The organism is Streptomyces sp. NPDC001985 (assembly GCF_040296845.1).
In the GTDB taxonomy this organism is placed as follows: domain Bacteria; phylum Actinomycetota; class Actinomycetes; order Streptomycetales; family Streptomycetaceae; genus Streptomyces.
Map to the genome: position 1 here is coordinate 25276 of NZ_JBEOYB010000014.1, position 17317 is coordinate 42592.

Sequence of the window (17317 nt, forward strand, 5' to 3'; positions counted from 1 at the left end):
CGTGTCGGGCCGAAGGCCGTCACCACGGTGCCGGCGACCCGGATCTCGGCGTGCCCGATCACGCCGCCCCGGTCACCGCCCGCGACAGTCCCCCCGCCGGACACCCGGGTGACGGAGCCGGGGAATCCTCCCGTGCCGTCGGTGACCACCCGGGGCGCCATGGTCGTAAGCCCCCCGGCGCGGCCGTGTTGGTCCGCTCGGGCATCGCGGTCCCCCCGGAGGTGTCCGCCGCCGGCAGCCCGAAGGCTGATCAGGCCGGATTCTGTCCTGGATCAGCGGGATCGGCTCGGGCCCCGGGGACCGGCTGAACCGCCGGGCCCCGGGCCCCCAGGTCAGGACGTGCGGGCCGTCTGCACCAGGCGGGGGGTTGCCCGGCGGGTGATGAGCTGGGCGCGGCCCGGGGGGAGTTTCCGGGGCGGGACACCTCCCAGGAAGCTGCCCTCCTCCCTCCCGCAGGAGAAGAGCAGGGACGGCGTCCCCAGCTCCAGCAGTCTCCGGAGCGCCGGATCGCTCATCCCCCGCATCGCGTTCGCCGAACTCCGCGCCACCACCACGTGCAACCCGATCTCCGCCCCCTGCGCGAGCAGTTCCATCAGCGGCGCCAGGGGCTGGCTCCCCGGGTTGGCCAGCAGGTCGTAGTCGTCGATCAGCAGATAGAGCCGGGGTCCCTGCCACCAGTCGCGCCGGGGCAGCCGGTCCGGGGTGATCTCCGGTCCCGGAACCCGCTTCACCAGCGACCCGGCCGCCTGTTTGACCAGCTCCGCCAGGCCCGAGCCCTGGACCGCGTAGCCGAGCCGGTACCGCTCGGGCACCGCGTCGTAGAGGTTGCGCCGGGTGTCCGCGAGGACCACCCGGGCCTCGGCGGGCGAGTAGCGCTCGGTGACCGCCCTGCCGACCAGCCGGAGCAGATTGGTCTTGCCGCACTCGGTGTCGCCGATGGCCAGCAGGTGCGGGGTCTGCCCGAAGTCGTGCCACTGCGGGCTCAGCCCCGCCTCCTCCAGTCCCAGCGCCATCCTCAGGTCCCCCTCGGCGGGCGGCAGTTCCCCGGCCGGGAGCAGCGCCGGAAGCAGCCGTACCGGTGGCGCCACCGGGCCGTCCCACCCGTTCGCGACGGCCTCCACCAGGCCCCGGTGGGCCTCCGCGAGCCCCTCCGCGCTCCCGGTTCCGTCCGTGCGGGGCACGGCGGTGAGGAAGTGCAGCCGGTCCGCGGTCAGCCCCCGGCCCGGGGACCTGGGCACCAGCGCCTGCGCCTTGGAGTTGATGTCGGACTCCATGGGGTCGCCGAGCTTCAGCTCGAACCGGGTGCCGAGCGCGTCGCGCAGCCAGGACCGGAAGTCCATCCACCGTCCGGAGGCGATCACCAGATGGACCCCGTACCCCAGCCCCCGCTGGGCGATCTCCTGGATGGACGCCTCCAGCCGTTCGAACTCCGTCCGCAGCGTCACCCATCCGTCGACGACGAGGAAGACATCGCCGTACGGGTCCTCGTCGAGGAAGCGCCCCCCGGCCCGCGCCCGGCGGTACTCGGCCATCGACTCGACCCCGTTGTCCCGGAAGAACTCCTCGCGGCGGTCGAGGATGCCGGTGACCTCGGAGACCGTACGCATCACCCGGTCCGCGTCCAGTCGCCCGGCGACGCACCCCACGTGCGGGAGCCCGCGCAGCGAGGCCAGGGCGCCGCCGCCGAAGTCCAGGCAGTAGAACTGCGCCTCGACCGGGGTGCGGGTGAGGGCGAGGGCCGTCACCAGGGTGCGGATCAGGGTGCTCTTGCCGCTCTGGGTGGCGCCCACGACGCCGATGTGACCGTCTCCGGCGGAGAGGTCGGCGGTCAGCACATCGCGCCGCTGCTCCAGCGGCCGGTCGACGACACCGATGGGCACGGTGAGTCCGCCGGGGCCGCCGCCCGTGGCGGCGGCGGACAGCAGCTCGCCCAGGGTGGGCGGCGCGTCCAGCGGCGGAAGCCAGACCTTGTGCGCGGGCGGGCCCTGGCCGGCGAGCCGGTCCACGATGATGTCGAGCATGGTCTCGGCGGTGTCCGGGCCGTCCGGGCCGTCCGGGGTGTCCGGCTGCCCGCCGTCCGGCGCGGTGTCGGCGGCGCGGACGACATGGGGCTCGACATACCGGGAGGTGAACGGCACCACCTGCTGTTCGATCACCGCCTGCCGGACCGTGCGCCCGGCGGGAGAGCGGTAGGCGCCGGAGACATAGGCGGCCCGGAAGCGGACGAGGGTGTCGGTGTCCGTGCGCACATAGCCGTGGCCGGGCGCGGAGGGCAGATGGTGGGCGTCCGGCACACCCAGGACCGCGCGGGACTCGGAGGCGGAGAAGGTGCGCAGTCCGATCCGGTAGGACAGATGGGACTGGAGGGCGTGAATCCGGCCCTCCTCCAGACGCTGTGAGGCGAGCAGCAGATGGACCGCGAGGGAGCGCCCCAGCCGTCCGATCATCACAAAGGTCTCGATGAACTCCCTCTTCTGGGAGAGCAGTTCGCTGAACTCGTCGACCACCACGAAGAGGGAGGGCAGCGGATCGAGCGGCGCCCCGGCGGCCCGCGCCTTCTCGTAGTCGAAGACGGAGCTGTGGTTGCCGGCGGCGCGCAGCAGCTCCTGGCGCCGGTTCAGTTCCGACTGGAGCGCCTCCTGCATCCGGTCCACCAGGGGCAGTTCGTCGGAGAGATTGGTGATCACGGCGGAGGTGTGGGGCAGCCGGTCGAGCCCCAGGAAGGTGGCGCCGCCCTTGAAGTCGACGAGGACGAGGTTGAGCGCCTCGGAGGAGTGGGTCGCGGCCAGGCCGAGGACGAGGGTGCGCAGCAGCTCGGACTTGCCGGAGCCGGTGGCGCCGATGAGGATGCCGTGCGGGCCCATACCGCCCCGGGACGCCTCCTTGATGTCCAGCTCCACCGGCCCGCCGTGCTCGGAGATGCCGATGGGGATGCGGAGCTGGTCCCGGGGCGAGCGGGGCCGCCAGGCGGTGGCCGGGTCGAGGCGTTTGGCGTCGCCGAGCCCCAGCAGGGCGGGGAGTTCGAAGTCGGCGGCCTCCGGCTCCGCGCTGTCCGGGCCCGCCTGGCCGACGCGGTGGGCGGTGAGCAGCCTGGCCAGCCGGGCGGCGCGTGCGGCGCTCAGGGTGTCGGGTGCGCAGATCCGGGTGAGTGCCTCGCCCCCTGCGCGGTCGCGGGTGACCCGTTCGACCGTGTCGTCACCGACGCGCAGCCGCAGCACATAGCGGTTGTCGCGGCGGGGCAGGGCGTCGGCCAGGTCGATCACGACGGCGTTGCGGTAGCCGCTGACGGCGGCCTGCGCCGAGGCGGGGAGCGCGGCGCCGTCGACGACGATCACGACATAGGGCTCGTCGGCGGAGACCTCGGCGGCGGGCTCGAACCCCGGGCGCTCGCGCAGCCGCTCGCCGTCCAGGAGTTCCTCCAGCCGGCCGAGGTCGTCGGTGATCAGCCGGACCGGGCCGGCGCCGTCGGACGCCGTCGGGTGCAGGGTGTGGGGCAGCCATTTGGCCCACTCCCACTCCTCGGCCGCCCGCCCGGTGGTCACTATCCCGATCCGCAGGGTGTCCGGCGCGTGGAGGACGGCCAGCGCGGCGAGCAGGGAGCGCACCAGACCGCGGGCGGTGTCCCTGTCCCCCTCCAGCAGCACATGGGCGAAACCGCGCAGATAGAGCGAGACGGGTACGCCGGGGAGGGTGGTGTACGCCTCGACGAAGCGGCGCAGGGCGTGGCTGCTGACGGGCTCCAGGTCCTCGGCGGGGGCCGACCTCGGCGGGACCGGGCGCACGGCGAGGGGCTGGTCGCCCGTGCCGATGCGTATCTCACCGAAGTCGGGGTGGGCGGGGCGGCGTTCCCAGAGCCGGGCGCTCAGCGCGATCGACCAGAGTCCGCCGGGGTCGGGGAACTGCCAGAACTGGTGTCTGCGCTGCTGGTCGGCGACCTTGCGCAGCGTGCGGCGGGACTGTGCCAGATACCGCAGATAGGCACGGCGCTCGCCGCGCAGTTTGCGTTTGCGCTCCATGGGGCCGCGCAGCAGGTTCATGACGAGCATCAGTACGGCCGACAGGCCGGTGACGGCCATCATCACATAGCGGATGCCCGTGCTGATCCCGGGGACGACGAACATCATGCCCATGGAGGCGGCCATCATCAGCGTGGGCAGAAAGCCCATCAGGGCCTGCATGCCGCCGGGTTCGAGTTCGGGGAGGGTGGGCGGGGCCTGGAGGTCGAGTTCGCCTTGCGGCAGCTCCGGGGCCGGGCGCCGTGGAGAGCGGCGGAAGAGCACGGTGGCCATCTGGCCTCCCATCGGTTCGGGCGGGGCGGGCACGAGGGGGTCCGTACGGCGGGGTGCCGTACGGACCGGTCCCTGCGGCGGGGTGCCGGCGCGGCTGTGCGGGCGGGCCGTACCCAGGGCACGGAGGAGGCGGGAGCCCGGATCACCCGCCCCCGGAACCCGTACGGTCCGGGCGCGGAAGGGGGGACCCGGCGGGGGCGCGGGGTGCGCGAAATGGTTCTGAACCCGTCGCGGGGGCCCGCCGTGCACTCCGGTGTGACCAGCCACGCGGCCGGCGACCTGTGCCGGATGATGCTCGTGACGCCCGCCTCGTCCCTGGAGGTGGCCGTCCCCTCGGACGTTCCGCTGCACGATCTGATGCCGGCGCTCCTCGGCTGCGCCGGTCCCGGTCTCGCGGACAGCGGACTGGACCATGACGGCTGGGTGATCCAGCGGCTGGGTGAACCGGCGCTGGACGAGGAGCGGACCCTCACCGCGCTCGCCGTGCGCGACGGCGAGACCCTCCATCTGCGCCCGCGCCGGTCCGAGTTGCCCGTCATCGACTACGACGATCTGATCACCGGGGTCGCGGAGGGGGTGCGGGGCCGCCCCGACCGGTGGTCGGACCGGATGACCCGGGTGATGTTCCTGGCGCTGATGTCGCTGGCGCTGGTGGTGGCCTGGGCGGTGCTCCTCCTCGACGGGCCCGAGGTGCCGAGGGCCGCCGCGGCGGCCGGTGCGGCGCTGCTCGCGCTGGTCACGGGGGCGGTGGTGGCGCGAGTGCTGGACGACACGGCGCTCGGTGGGCTGCTGGGCCTCGCCTCGGTGCTGTTCGCGGCGCAGGCCGGGTATCTGGCGGCGGCGGTGCCCGGTACGGACAGCGGGCCCGCGCGGACGCTGGCGGCGGGGGCGGCCGCGCTGACCGTGACGGTGCTCGCGATGGGGGCCGTCGCCCGCTGGCTGCCGGGCTTCGCGGCGGCGCTGACCGCCGCCGCCGCGCTCGCCATCGGCGGGCTGCTGTCGCTGACGGCCGGGCTGGAGCGGGGCCAGTCGGCCGCCGTGGTGCTGGTGGTGGCGCTGGTCTTCAACGCCACCGTGCCGATGACCGCGTTCCGCCTCGCGGATCTGCGGCTTCCTCTGCTGCCGACCACGGCGGACGAGCTCCAGGACCAGATCGAACCGGTCGGAGCGGGCCGGGTGCTGGAGCGGGCGGTCGTCGCCGACCAGTACATGACGGCGCTCTTCGCCGCGGTGGGTCTGGTGTGCGGTGCCGCGCTGTTCGCCCTGGACCCGGCGGACGGCTGGGCTCCGGCCACGCTGTACGGGGCGTCCTGTGCGGCTCTGCTGCTGCGGGCCAGGGTGCTGACCGGGGCGGGGCAGCGGATCGCGCTGCTGGTCCCGGCGGTGCTGGGGTGCGCGGCGGGGGTGGTGGGAGCGGCCGGGGAGCTGACGCCCGTTCTCCGGCCGGTGGGTCCGGTGCCGCTGCTGGTGGTGGTGGCGGGGTTGCTGCTGGCCGCCGCGCGAGTGCTGCCGGGCCGGCGGCTCGTCCCCTACTGGGGACGGGCGGCGGAGATCGGTGAACTGCTGATCGGGGTGTCGATGCTGCCGGTGCTGCTGGCGGTCCTCGGGACGTACGGCTGGGCCCTGGCGCTCTTCGGCTGACGCCCCCCCCGCCCTCTCCCCTCCCATCCCATCCCATCCCATCCCATCCCCCGCACTCTCCCCCGACCCGAGGCGGATCGACCATGCAGACGCGACGGGACCAGGTCCAGGCCCATCTCTTCACCCTGAGCCGGGTGCAGGCGGGGCTGATCCGCGGGGAGCCGGACGCGCCGGAGACCCCGATGCGCAGATTCGCCCTGGGCACGGCCGCCGGGGCGCTGGCGGCGGTCGTGGCGGTGGCGGGCTTCGCGGCCTTCGGCTTCATCTCGCCGGGCAGCAGCAGGGCGTTCCAGAAGGAGGGGACCCTGGTGGTGGTCAAGGACAACGGGAGCCGCTATCTCTATCTCGGCGGGGCGCTGCGCCCCGTGGCCAACCGCTCATCGGCCCTGCTGATCACGGGCAGGAGCGCGCTCACGCCCCGGACGGTCACCGCGAAGGCGATCCGGAAGGTCCCCCGGGGCCCGGCCGTCGGCATCCCCGGTGCCCCGGAGGGGCTGCCGGGGGCCCGGGACCTGGACCGGGGGAGGTGGGTCGTCTGTTCCACCGAGGCCGACGACGGACAGGGCGGCCGGGTCCCCGTGGTGACGGTGCACGCCGGGGGCCGGCCGGAGGGGCTGCGGGCCCTGGACGCGGACGAGGCGCTGCGGGTCGTACCGGCTCCGGGTCCGGCCGCCGGCGGCGCGGAGGGCGCGGGCACGGAGTTCGTGGCGTGGAACGGCCGCAGATTCGAGGCCACCAGCCGCAACGCGCTCACCGCGCTGGGGCTGGCCAATGTCCGGGCGCTCCCGGTGGGTCCGGCCTGGCTCAACACACTGACCGCGGGTCCCGATCTGGCGCAGGACGACGTACCGGACCGGGGTGAGCCGGGGATCACCGTCGGCGGGGTGGCCACCCGGATCGGCCAGGTCCTCAGGGACGACACCAACGGCAACCACTTCCTGGTGTGGCGGGCGGGCATCACCCCCATGACCAGGACCGAGGCGGCGCTCGTCCTCGGCGACCCGAGGACGGCGCCCGCCTACCCCGGCGGTGTCCCCGTCGCCGTCGGGGTCAACGCGGCGGCCGTCGCCCGGACCGCGATCACCGAGCGGCCCCTCAACGAGGCGGGGCTGCCCGCCGTCCCGCCGCGTCCGGTGGCCGACCCGGGCACGGGCTCCCTCGCTCCGTGCGCCGAGGTGGAGCCGGGCGGCGGGGCGGAGCGGAGGGCCGCCGTACGGCTGGCGGTACGGGACGCGGCGGACGGGCCCGAGGGCTCCGCCGGCCCGGCTGCGGGCGGTGGTGTGCTCGCCGACCGGGTGGTGGTGCCCGCCGGACGCGGTGTGCTGGCGCAGGTGGAGTCCACCGCCGGGGATGTGAGCCCCACCCTCTTCCTGATCACCGACGCGGGGGTGAAGTACCCCCTGGCCACCCCCGATGTCGCCAAGACCCTCGGCTACGGCACCGCGGCGGCGGTGACCCTGCCGAGCCGGGTCCTGGCGCTGGTCCCGACGGGACCGGTCCTGGACCCCGAGGCGGCCAAACGGCCGTCGGCGGCCGACCCGGGCCGTGCGCCCGCACCGGCCGCGACCACTGGAACCTCCCCCTCCGGCACCCCGTCCCGGGGCCGGAGCCGATCCCGAAGGAGCCTCAGATGTCAGGTGTGAACTCCACCAGCTTCGCCGGTATGAAGAAGGGTCATGAGCTGCTCGTCAACGCCGGCAACGATCTGCGCCGCGAACACGAGGGCGCCAAGGCGACCACCGCGGAACTCCAGCAGTACTGGCAGTCCGAGTCGTCCACGGCCTACCAGAAGATGATGGGCGTCTTCGACACCGAGATGCAGAACGCGCTCAGTGCCCTGGAGGAGATCGAGCTGAAGATCGAGCAGATCTCGGGGGCCCAGGTCCGCACCGACGAGGACAGCAAGCTGGCCGTCTCGGAGATGAACCGGGCCCTGGAGGCCGCCCTCCAGGGCCCGTGACCCCACCGACGGACCGCCACCCCGCGCGGTATCGAGCGAACAGCCGAGAGCTGACCGAACCGAGGAGAGAGACCCATGTCGATCAACGCCGACTACAACGGTGACGGCTTCATATCCCACGGCGAGGCGATGAAGGGCTCCATGGAGGCCCTGATCCAGGCAGCCGGCAACCTGCGGGAGATCCTCACCAGGCTGGAGTCGGAGATAGCGCCCACCTTCGCCGACTGGCAGAGCGAGGACCCCACCGGAGGCGCCAAGGCGGTGTACGACGACTGCCAGCGGCGCTGGAACGAGGCCATCACCAAGCTCCAGGAATTCCTGGGGCGGGCGGGTCTGGGGGCCGGTGACGTCGCCGACATCTACCAGGGCGGCGACCGGATGGCCGCCCAGATCATGTCCGGCTGACCCCGCGAACCCCCGCCCGGCGGGCCGGGAGCCGCCCGTGGTGAACCGTGTCCCCGTTGTTCACCACGGGCCCCGCCGAACGGCGGATGACACACAACGCATGACGCATGACGCACGACGGATGACGGATGACGGACCGGAAGCACGGAAGCAGGTGAGTGACACATGGCGGGCAAAGGAAGCCCGGAGATCGCCGTGGAGCCCCGGGACCTCGAACTCCTCGGCGGCCATCTCAAGGAGGTGGCGGGCAGCGGACTGCCGGCCATCGGACGGCGGATGGAGACCGCCGTCATCCCGGAGGCGGACGCCGAGTTCTTCCCCGGGACGGTGGAGCTCAAGGCCACCGTCGACTCCGTGCGCGACAGCATCACCGAGGAGATCACCCGGCTGGCCGGATTCCTGCGGACACTGGGCGACGATCTGATCGACGCGAGCCGGAAGTACCGCGACAGCGAGGACATGGCCAGGGCGACGGCCGACGAGCTGGGCCGGCTGCTCCAGGAGACGTCCGAGTTCATCGATGTGCGCGAGGCCGGGCTCGCCAAGGCCGAGGAGCGGGAGACCGGGCGGACCTCGGAGCGGGCGGCCCGCCGGGGCGAGAGCGGCGCACCGGGCGGCAGTGACGGCCCCGGCCCCGACGGCTCGGTCCGGGACCCGGAGGCGGACGGCGACAACAACGGCGTCAAGGACGGTGACCAGTACGTCGAGGGCGACGCCGACCTCGACAACGACGGCCGGCTCGACACCTTCGAGAAGGAGTACGGCGACAAGGACGACGACGGTCTCGTCGACCACAGGGACGACGCCGAGGGCAACGGCCTGCCGGTGGACGACACGCCGGGCGACAACCCGGTGGGCGCGGTGCCCGTCACCGCGCACGAACCCCCCGCCGGGACCCCGCCCCAGGCCCCGGGCGCCTCGATCGACGCGGTCGCGCAGGGTTTCAGCGATGTCCTGGACGGAGTGGGCGACTTGCTGGACGGCCTCGCCGAGGACCAGGACCTGGACGGCGTCAAGGACAGCGCCGACAACAGAATCGAGATCGTGGACAAGGACAACGACGGCGTCAACGACACCAACCTCGACGACGAGGTCGACTCGGACCGTGACGGCTACGCGGACGACCTGGAGATCGTCGCGGGCTCCGACCCCAACGATCCGGCGAGGTGACCCATGGCCGTGTACGACTTCACCGGTCCCGGCGCGACGGCGGCGATCGCCGCCACCCAGGCCGAGATCAACACCTTCAACGCCGGCCACCGCGTCCGCGCATCGTCCGTGAGCGGGGACGGGGTGCCCACCTTCAAGGGGCGCCCGGCGGGCGGCCGTGCCCTGGTCGCGGTCACCCCGCGCACCCCGGCGCCCGGCGCCCGGACCGCGACCCGGGCGAGTGAGGTGACACCGAGGGCCCCGGGCCGGGACGCCGCGAACCTCCGTGCCGGGGGCGCGGAAGCCGGGAGCGGCGGTCTGCTGAACCGCGCAGCCGGGGGCACGGCCGGCCCGGGCGCGAACGGCGGTCCGCAGAACCGCGCCGCCGGCGTCACCGACCCCACGACCAGGCTCAGTTCCACGGCCACCCCGCCGCCGGGCACGGGGGCCGCCGCGCTCTCCACCGGCACCGGTATCGGTATCGGTACCGGGGCGCTGGAGAAGCAGGCCGGCCAGGGCCTCGGCGCGCTGACCGCACCGGCGGGCGGCCCCCCGGCCACCGGCTCGGTGGGCCGGCCCGGCGGCCCGGCACCGGGCTCGGCGACTCCCCGTACTCCGAGTAGCTTCGATTTCGGCGGCGGCACCGGCCGGGTGAACGCGCTCGCCGGCAGCGGCGAGAGCGGGCTGAGCACCACCCGTACCTCCGCCGCCGGGAACGGCTCCGGTGCCGGTGACGGATCGCGTACTCCGCGGATCGACGGCTCCGGAGTCGGACGGCTCGCCGGTACGGCGGACTTCACCGGCACCGGCCGCGCGGGCACCCCGGACGGCGGCGGCGAACGCCGGCCCGCCACCGGGCGGATCGGCACCCCCGATCTCTCCGGTGCCGGGCTGAACCTTCCGGGCGGTTCCGGTGGTGACGGCAGGACCAAGCTGTCCTCACTGAGCGCGGACGGCCTGGGATCGGCCGGTACGGGGTCGGGCGGCGGCGGAGCGGCCGGCGGAGCCGGTACCGGCGGGGTGGGGAGCCTCTCCGCCGGGTCCCTCGGCAAGGTGGGAGGCCCGGGTTCACCGGGTGGCGGGGCCGCGAGTCTCCTCTCGGGCGGTGGCTCGGGCGTCCTCGGCGCGGGGACGGCGCCCGCTGGGCCCGCTCTCGACACCGCCACCGGCATCCGGCCCGCCCCCGGCCAGGCGGGTGCCGCCGGCGGCCCCGGCGGAGCGGCCCCGGGCGGCGCCCCGATGATGCCGATGGGCGGCATGGGCGGCGGGATGGGGGGAGCGGCCCCCCAGAACCCGCAGGAGAAGGAGAGCGCGGCGGACGCCTGGCTCACCGAGGACGAGGACATCTGGGGCGGCGGCGACTGCGCCCCCGGCCGGCTCGGCCGCGACTGACAGAGAGAGGGAAACAACATGGGTACACCGGCGGCTCCGCCGACGGAGGCCAACCTCGCCTATCTGAGCAGGGCCATCACCGCCATCGAGAACCTCGACGCCCAGGCGTACTTCAACGCCGCCGGTGTCTTCGTGGAGGTGGCGGACCTGCTCGTGGAACTCTCCGGGGAGCTGGGCACCAGGTCCCGGCGGCTGACCTCGGAGCAGGGCGGCGCGAAGGGATGGACCGGGGAGGGGGCCGAGGCCTTCCTCAGGGTGGCCGCCGAACTGGAGGCGTTCCTCACGGAGTTCGCCGAGGTCGTGCGGGGCCGCGAGGCGCCCACCCGGGCCGCCGGTGAGGACGTGCTGGAACTGAAGCGCGGATTCGAGGCGATCCTCCAGGCGAACGCCGTCAACGGCGGGGGCCGGGAGACGACCCCCCAGGTCTTCCCCGACAAGCCGCCGGCCCTCGATCCGGTCGTGCCGTTCGAGGCCTATATCGCCTGACCCCCAGCCCACCCCATCAGCCCACCGGGCCGACCGGCGGCCTGACCGTTTCGACCCGCCCGACCGAGATTCCCGGGAGCGACCGGGAGGAGCGCGGAGGAGACCGTGAAACCGTCCAACGAGGCGCTGCTCAAAGAGATCATGGCCGATTTCGAGAAGACCCGGGACACCTTTCTGGACGTGCAGCGCCGGCTGAGTTCGCTGGAGTCCGCGGTCCAGTCCCCCGACCGGACTCTGACCGTCACGGTCGACGCCCGGGGTGAGCTGAGTTCGCTGGCCTTCCGCGGCACCGGCTACCGCGCGCTGCCGCCCGCTCGGCTGGCCGAGCTGATCGTGACCACCGTCCAGAAGGCCCAGCGGGAGCTGCGGGACAAGGCCCGCGGTGTGGCCGGGCACCTGACCGACGGGCCGGCGGCCACCTTCGACGGGTCGTCCTGGTGGGATCTGCTGCCGGGCGCCGACGATCCGGCGAACAAGGAGTTCTTCACGGCGGTACGCGGTGGCACCGGCGGACCGGGCCCGGGCCCGACCGGCGGCGCGACGGCCACGCGGAGCACCGCCGTGCTCGACGACAACGACGAAGACGAGCACCAGCACCAGCACCAGCACGAGAACGGGCGTGCAGCCGGGACGAGAGGGAGCCGGGACCCATGGCGGTGATCAAGAACAAGGAGAACGAGGAGATCGTCATCGTCCCCTCGCAGATGAGACCGATCATTCCCCGGCTCGACGACATCGCCCGCCGGGTGCGGGCCATCGGAGCCGATATCGAGTTCGTGGGGTCGACGCCCCTGGAGGGTGACCCGGCCAATGAGACGTACCAGGCGGTGATGGAGGTGCTCGGCAAGGCCCCCGAGGTGGTCGAGGGGTACGCCGCGGTGGCCGAGGGGATCACCAACATCGGCAAGGTGGTCGAGGGGATGGCCAAGGCCGGGGAACTGGCCGAGTCCACTGGTCAGGAGGTCGTGATCGGTCTGAGCAACAGGCTGCCGGAGTCCCCTCCCCCCGCACCCGGAGGGGCGGCGCCCGGCACGGGCACCGGCACCGGCGGCAGAAGGAGCTGACCCCGGACCGACCCGCGCCGCCGCCCCCGCCCCCGTCCCCGCCCGTCCGGAGGATCTCCATGCAGGGTGACATCGACCCGCCCAGGGAACTCGCCGAGATGCTGGCCATGGTGGCCGGTGAGAACTGGCCCTACGTCAGCGAGATGGACCTGCTGCGGCGCGGCCGGGCGCTGCTGGCGGCGGCCGCCGACATCGAACCGCTCGGGCCGGAGTTCGGGACGGAGGCACAGAACGTCCTCGATGTGACGAAGGGGGCGGGGGCGAGGGCTTTCCGGGACATGACCGAGCGGTTCGCCCGGGGCGAGGGGTCGAAGCCGGGGGCCTTTCCGGGGCTGGCCGACTCCTCCGACCTGGTGGGGGACTCGGTGGTCACGGCGTCCAACAATGTCGAGACGGCGAAGATCACCATTATCGGGATGGCCGCCCTGGTCTTCGCGGAGCTGGTGGCCGCCGCGATCTCCATGGTGATCACCTTCGGCGCGGCGGCGGCGGCCGGAGCCGCCCTCATCAAGACCACCATCCTGCTCATCCGCAGACTGATCACTCAGCTCATCAAGTCGATTCTCTCCGGCGCGCTGATGATGGGCGGAATGAACGTCATGGCCCAGCTCATTCAGGTGCTGCGGGGCCACCGGGACGGATTCGACTTCGGGGAGATCGGGAAGAGCGCGCTGATCGGCGCTGGAGCGGGCGCCATCGGTTTCGGGATCGGCAAGGGGCTGGGGAAGGTCTTCGGCAAGGGCTTCGGCGGGCAGATCCTCACCAATACGCTCACCGAGGGGCTGACGGAGCACGTCCTGGCGAAGGTGATGCCGCTCTTCGACCCGAACGCGAAGGAGGACGACCCGGGGCTGATGCCCTTCGTGGGCGGGTTCTTCGAGAGCGGCGCGGAGGGCCTCAACAACAAGGCCAAGGGCAGTAACGTCTTCAACAAGTTCAATGTGCCGGTGCCCGCGGTCAATATCGATGTGCCCAACTTCGATGTGCATGTCTACATGGAGAAGGGGACATCGACAGGGGCGCCGCTGCCGAGCCCGGGGGTGGGGCTGTTCAGCGGCAAGACCGGGATGATCGACCCGTCGACGGGTACGTTCATCGACCCGCCGGCCGACCCGCCGGTCGACCCGGCTCCCGCTCCCGCTCCCGCTCCCGCTCCCGGGAAGCAGGACCCGTTGGCGGTCCCGGCGCCACCGGCCGACGGCTCAGCCCCGACGAGCGCACCGGCTCCGGATCTCTCCGTGGGGACGGACGGGGGTACGGGGCCCCAGCCGTCGGGCGCTCCGGACCCGGCGGGGCCGGTGAGCGCCGCACCGGCACCCGGACCGGCCCCGGAACCGACGCCCGCCCCCACCCCCGCCCCTGCGGCCACCCGGCCCCCGGGCCCTGACGCCGTACCGGCTCAGTCCCCCGGGCAACAGCCCACCACCGGACAGTCCGGCCGGGACCAGCCGCCTCCCGTGCCGTCGGAACCCGCTCCCGGCGCCCCGGCATCCGTCGGTCCGCCGTCGAACACCCCGCCCCCGCCCCCGCCCCCGAGCACCGCGCCGCCGCCCACGCCCACACCGGCACCAGCGCCCGCGCCCGCGCCCGCGCCGGAGATCTCCGTACCCTCCAGCGTCGCCACGGACGGCCCCGCGCCCCCGAGCGGACCCGCGCCGGACACCTCCGTACCGGACGGCCCCGTACCGGACGCCTCCGTACCCGACGGCCCGGTGCGGGACGACCCGCCGCTGACCGCCCCGGACAGGGCACCGGACGGCGCCCAGGGACCGGCGGCGTCCGAACCGGTACCCGCCGCCGGCGCCGGACAGCAGCCGGAGACCTCCCGTCCCCCGGCCGCTCCCCCCGCGCCGGACAGCCCGGACAGTCTGGACAGCATCCTCAACCCGCCCCAGGCCACGGCTCCCGCCGGGCAGGAGAGCGGTCCCGCTCCCCAGGCCCCTCCGGTTCCGCCGCCCCCGGCGGCCCCCGGCACACCGGGTGCCGCCCCGGGCCCCGGGACCTCTGACGGCGCCCCCGGGCCGGGCGCCGGACCCTCCAGCGCGCCCGGCCCGTCGGGCGCGTCCCTTCCGTCCGGCGCCTCATCGGGCACGGACGCGGAGACATCTCTGTCCGGGGCGGCGCCCCCGCCCCCGCCCGGCAGCGTTCCCGAGGCGGCGCCCCCGCCCCCGCCCGGCAGCGTTCCCGAGGCGGCGGCCCCACCAGCGTCCCCGGCGTCCAGGCCGCCGGAGCAGCAGTCGGCGCAGCCCGGCGCGGTGCCCGTCGGCGGGGCGTCCCCGGGGCCGGGGGGTGCCGGTGGCGCGGTGCCGACGGGCGGCCCCCAGGCACCGGCACCAGCACCGGGGCCGGGCCCGGTCTCCCCCGCCCGGCCGGGCGGCATCCCCGCTCCCCCGCCGCCGCCCCCCGTGAAGCCGGGAGTCGCGCCCCCGTCCGCCGGGCCGCGTCCGCCCCTGCCCGGTCCCCACAAGAAGGGCAAGAGCACGGGCGGAGCCGGGAGCGCCGGCAAGGCCCCGGCCATGGTCACCCCCGCGCCGAACCCGGTCGGAAAGGAAGCGATCAAGAACCTCGCGTCCCGGGCGACCCCCGTGCCGCTGCGCACCGAGCGGTTCGACCCCCGGGCCCATCCGCAGGTGTCCACCCGGCCCGGTCTGCTGGACGGCAGAGCCACCCTGATCCGTGCGGACATCAGCCGCTTCCAGGGCCCGAACGGCGTCTGGATCAGGGATCTGACGGTCACACTGCCGGTGCGGACCGACCCGGCCCCCGGAGGGCTCCCCGCCTCGGCGCTGCCCGCCCTGGAGCAACAGATCCAGGACATCCTCGACGCCCAGGTGAACACCGGCTACCACCTGCCGAGGTCGGGGGATCAACTGCACATCGGCGTGGAGCTGACACCGGCGGCCCCCGGGGACGGCGAGGCCGTCACCGTGACGTACTCCCCCGCGCCGGGCCGCTCGGACCAGCTGAACCTCAAGCTCCACCCGCCGGGGGCGTCACCGGCCCAGCAGGCCAAGGACGCGGGCATGCTGCTGCACGAGATCCTGCACTACACGGGGTTGAGCGACACCTACCAGGACGGCAACTCGCTGTTCCGCGACACCCCGGACAAGAGCGCCACCGCCGGGATCATGGCGGCCACGACCGCCCTGCCGAACGGCAGCTTCCCGCTGGAGTATCTGTCCCGGATCGAGGACACCATCGACTCGGGTCCGGTCCTGCGCGACTCCCCGCTCCCCGGCGGAACCCCGCCCGGCCCCCCGGTCCCGTCCGCCGGCGAGACGCCCCTCTTCGACCCGAGCCAGGAGCCTCCGGCGTTCTACGAGTCGTCCCAGCAGCTCACCCAGGATCTGCTGGACTCGGCCAAGCCCGCGAACTCGGTGGACTTCACCCCGTCCCCGCAGACCAGCCTGCTCGGCCCCGACCTCTTCGGGCTCCGCCGGCCGGCCCCGCCCCCGCCGTTCATGGCGGGGCACGACTACTCCGGGCTGCTCGGGTCCCAGACCATCTCCTTCCTCGACGAGATCAACCTGGCGAACGAGGGCACCCCGTCCCACGCGAGCATGGCTCCCGCGTCCCTGGAGGCGGTGGACGACTGGGCGATCCGGCACGAACCGCCGCCGGACAAGCTCGGCGACTGGGCGCCCGGCCAGGTGCCGCCGCTGCCGGCCGTGATGATCACACCGTGGACCATCCACACCATCTGGGTCGGCGGGCCGCTGCGGGACGCCGGCACCATGGCCGCATTCCGGCAGAACCTGGCCCTCGCGGCGGACGGTTACAGCGGTTCGGCGCAGACGGTGCTCTGGACGGACGTGAGCCGCGCGTCCTTCGACCGGGCCAAGCAGGAGCCGTCCCCCGACGACAGCGCGGAGCTGATCGAGATCCGCTCCATGCTGACGTTCGCGCGGGACCACGGCATCGTCCTGGCCAATGTGGACGAGGTCTTCAACTCCGAGTCGCCGATGACGCTCCACGAGTTCTACAAGGCGGAGATGTCCAAGCAGGCCGGACCGGGCTACGCGGCGGCGAGCGACATCCTGCGGCTGGAGCTGATGAAACGATTCGGCGGGATGTACATCGACGGGGACAATCTGCTCAACACCCTGGAGAACTTCGAGGCGACGATCACATCGGAGCAGGCGTACGCGGTCCAGAACAGCGCCAACATCGTGGGGAACTCCTTCCTGGCCATGCCCAAGGGGCACCCCTTCGCCGATGTCTACCTCACCGAGATCCTCTCCCGGTACGGCAAGACCCAGTTCCAGCTTCTCCCGTCCGCCACCACGGCCCTGCCTCCCGCCTTCTTCATCACCCCCATAGGGAAGGTGCACCGCAACTCGGTCATGGCGCGGACCGGTCCCGAGGTGATGCGCTCGGTGGCGGCGACGCTGGGGCTGCCCTCGGTGTTCGGGTTCCCGGGCATGCCGGGGGTGACCTTCATCAGCAACGCGAGCTGGGTCAAGCCGCCTCCGTCGACCACCGGCACCCCGGCTGTTCCGGACGGCGCCTCCACCCTCCTCTTCACCCAGAACGTGGTGCAGTCGCTGGTACGGGATCTGTACAACCGGAACGGCGACCTCCATCTCACCCAGGCGGACCTCGCGGTCAAGAAGCACGTGCAGTCACAGCTGGTCCTGGAGAGCGCGGTCTCCTTCATCGCGGCCCGCCCGGAACTGGCCGGGCTGGTCGACCGGCTCACCGACCGCCGGCTGGAGTCGGAGGGCGAGGTGAGGACCGAGCTGTCCGAGCTGATCAGAAATCTGTTCGACTTCGACGGTCCGCGGATGGAGGGCAGCACCGAGAGCTCCTGGCTCGGGGAGTTCGCCACCCCGGTGCGGTTCCAGCCGGCCGGTCAGGGTCAGACAACCCAGGCCGACGACATCACCGGCGCCTTGGGGGAGGTCTCGCTCAACCCGAACAACACCTGAACC

11 protein-coding genes are annotated in these 17317 nt (G+C 73.6%); 10 read left to right on the forward strand and 1 reads right to left on the reverse strand.

Annotated elements, in window-relative coordinates; translation table 11 throughout:
• Window positions 1–332: 332 nt before the first annotated feature.
• Window positions 333–4289, reverse strand: a complete 3957-nt coding sequence (eccCa, locus tag ABT122_RS08705) for a type VII secretion protein EccCa (protein ID WP_351547470.1) — start codon at window positions 4287–4289, stop codon at window positions 333–335.
• 213 nt (window positions 4290–4502) lie between these two features.
• Between eccCa and eccD the strand changes: the two genes are divergently transcribed.
• The 10 genes from eccD to ABT122_RS08755 all read left to right on the forward strand — a co-directional run bounded on the left by eccD (window position 4503) and on the right by ABT122_RS08755 (window position 17314).
• The gene (gene eccD, locus ABT122_RS08710; RefSeq protein WP_351547473.1) at window positions 4503–5930 is read left to right on the forward strand and encodes a type VII secretion integral membrane protein EccD; all 1428 of its coding nucleotides are present in this window, start codon (window positions 4503–4505) and stop codon (window positions 5928–5930) included.
• Between the two features lie 83 nt (window positions 5931–6013).
• On the forward strand, window positions 6014–7573 hold the full coding sequence (gene eccB / locus ABT122_RS08715) for a type VII secretion protein EccB (RefSeq protein ID WP_351547476.1): 1560 nt from the start codon (window positions 6014–6016) through the stop codon (window positions 7571–7573).
• A complete protein-coding gene (locus tag ABT122_RS08720) occupies window positions 7561–7890 on the forward strand; it encodes a WXG100 family type VII secretion target (RefSeq protein ID WP_351547478.1) in 330 nt (109 codons plus the stop codon). Before eccB ends, ABT122_RS08720 begins: the two co-directional genes overlap by 13 nt.
• Window positions 7891–7965: 75 nt before the next feature.
• Window positions 7966–8295, forward strand: coding sequence for a WXG100 family type VII secretion target (locus ABT122_RS08725; RefSeq protein ID WP_351547481.1), 330 nt, complete (start codon window positions 7966–7968; stop codon window positions 8293–8295).
• 165 nt (window positions 8296–8460) lie between these two features.
• Window positions 8461–9465 (forward strand): hypothetical protein, encoded by a 1005-nt coding sequence (locus ABT122_RS08730; RefSeq protein WP_351547484.1) that lies wholly within the window; start codon window positions 8461–8463, stop codon window positions 9463–9465.
• 3 nt (window positions 9466–9468) lie between these two features.
• Complete coding sequence (locus tag ABT122_RS08735) at window positions 9469–10836, forward strand: hypothetical protein (RefSeq protein WP_351547487.1); 1368 nt, start codon at window positions 9469–9471, stop codon at window positions 10834–10836.
• An 18-nt stretch (window positions 10837–10854) separates the two neighbouring features.
• Window positions 10855–11322, forward strand: coding sequence for a hypothetical protein (locus ABT122_RS08740; RefSeq protein ID WP_351547490.1), 468 nt, complete (start codon window positions 10855–10857; stop codon window positions 11320–11322).
• A gap of 105 nt (window positions 11323–11427) precedes the next feature.
• Window positions 11428–11982, forward strand: coding sequence for a YbaB/EbfC family nucleoid-associated protein (locus ABT122_RS08745; RefSeq protein WP_351547493.1), 555 nt, complete (start codon window positions 11428–11430; stop codon window positions 11980–11982).
• Window positions 11973–12386, forward strand: a complete 414-nt coding sequence (locus tag ABT122_RS08750) for a hypothetical protein (protein ID WP_351547496.1) — start codon at window positions 11973–11975, stop codon at window positions 12384–12386. The genes ABT122_RS08745 and ABT122_RS08750 overlap by 10 nt, the downstream gene beginning before the upstream one ends.
• Before the next feature lie 59 nt (window positions 12387–12445).
• Window positions 12446–17314 (forward strand): WXG100-like domain-containing protein, encoded by a 4869-nt coding sequence (locus ABT122_RS08755; protein ID WP_351547499.1) that lies wholly within the window; start codon window positions 12446–12448, stop codon window positions 17312–17314.
• The last annotated feature ends 3 nt before the right edge of the window (window positions 17315–17317 follow it).

Coding starts and splice junctions, on each gene's coding strand:
- eccCa (WP_351547470.1), bottom strand. CDS start 4,289: ATGGCCACCGTGCTCTTCCGCCGCTCTCCACGGCGCCCGGCCCCGGAG.
- eccD (WP_351547473.1), top strand. CDS start 4,503: ATGGTTCTGAACCCGTCGCGGGGGCCCGCCGTGCACTCCGGTGTGACC.
- eccB (WP_351547476.1), top strand. CDS start 6,014: ATGCAGACGCGACGGGACCAGGTCCAGGCCCATCTCTTCACCCTGAGC.
- ABT122_RS08720 (WP_351547478.1), top strand. CDS start 7,561: ATGTCAGGTGTGAACTCCACCAGCTTCGCCGGTATGAAGAAGGGTCAT.
- ABT122_RS08725 (WP_351547481.1), top strand. CDS start 7,966: ATGTCGATCAACGCCGACTACAACGGTGACGGCTTCATATCCCACGGC.
- ABT122_RS08730 (WP_351547484.1), top strand. CDS start 8,461: ATGGCGGGCAAAGGAAGCCCGGAGATCGCCGTGGAGCCCCGGGACCTC.
- ABT122_RS08735 (WP_351547487.1), top strand. CDS start 9,469: ATGGCCGTGTACGACTTCACCGGTCCCGGCGCGACGGCGGCGATCGCC.
- ABT122_RS08740 (WP_351547490.1), top strand. CDS start 10,855: ATGGGTACACCGGCGGCTCCGCCGACGGAGGCCAACCTCGCCTATCTG.
- ABT122_RS08750 (WP_351547496.1), top strand. CDS start 11,973: ATGGCGGTGATCAAGAACAAGGAGAACGAGGAGATCGTCATCGTCCCC.
- ABT122_RS08755 (WP_351547499.1), top strand. CDS start 12,446: ATGCAGGGTGACATCGACCCGCCCAGGGAACTCGCCGAGATGCTGGCC.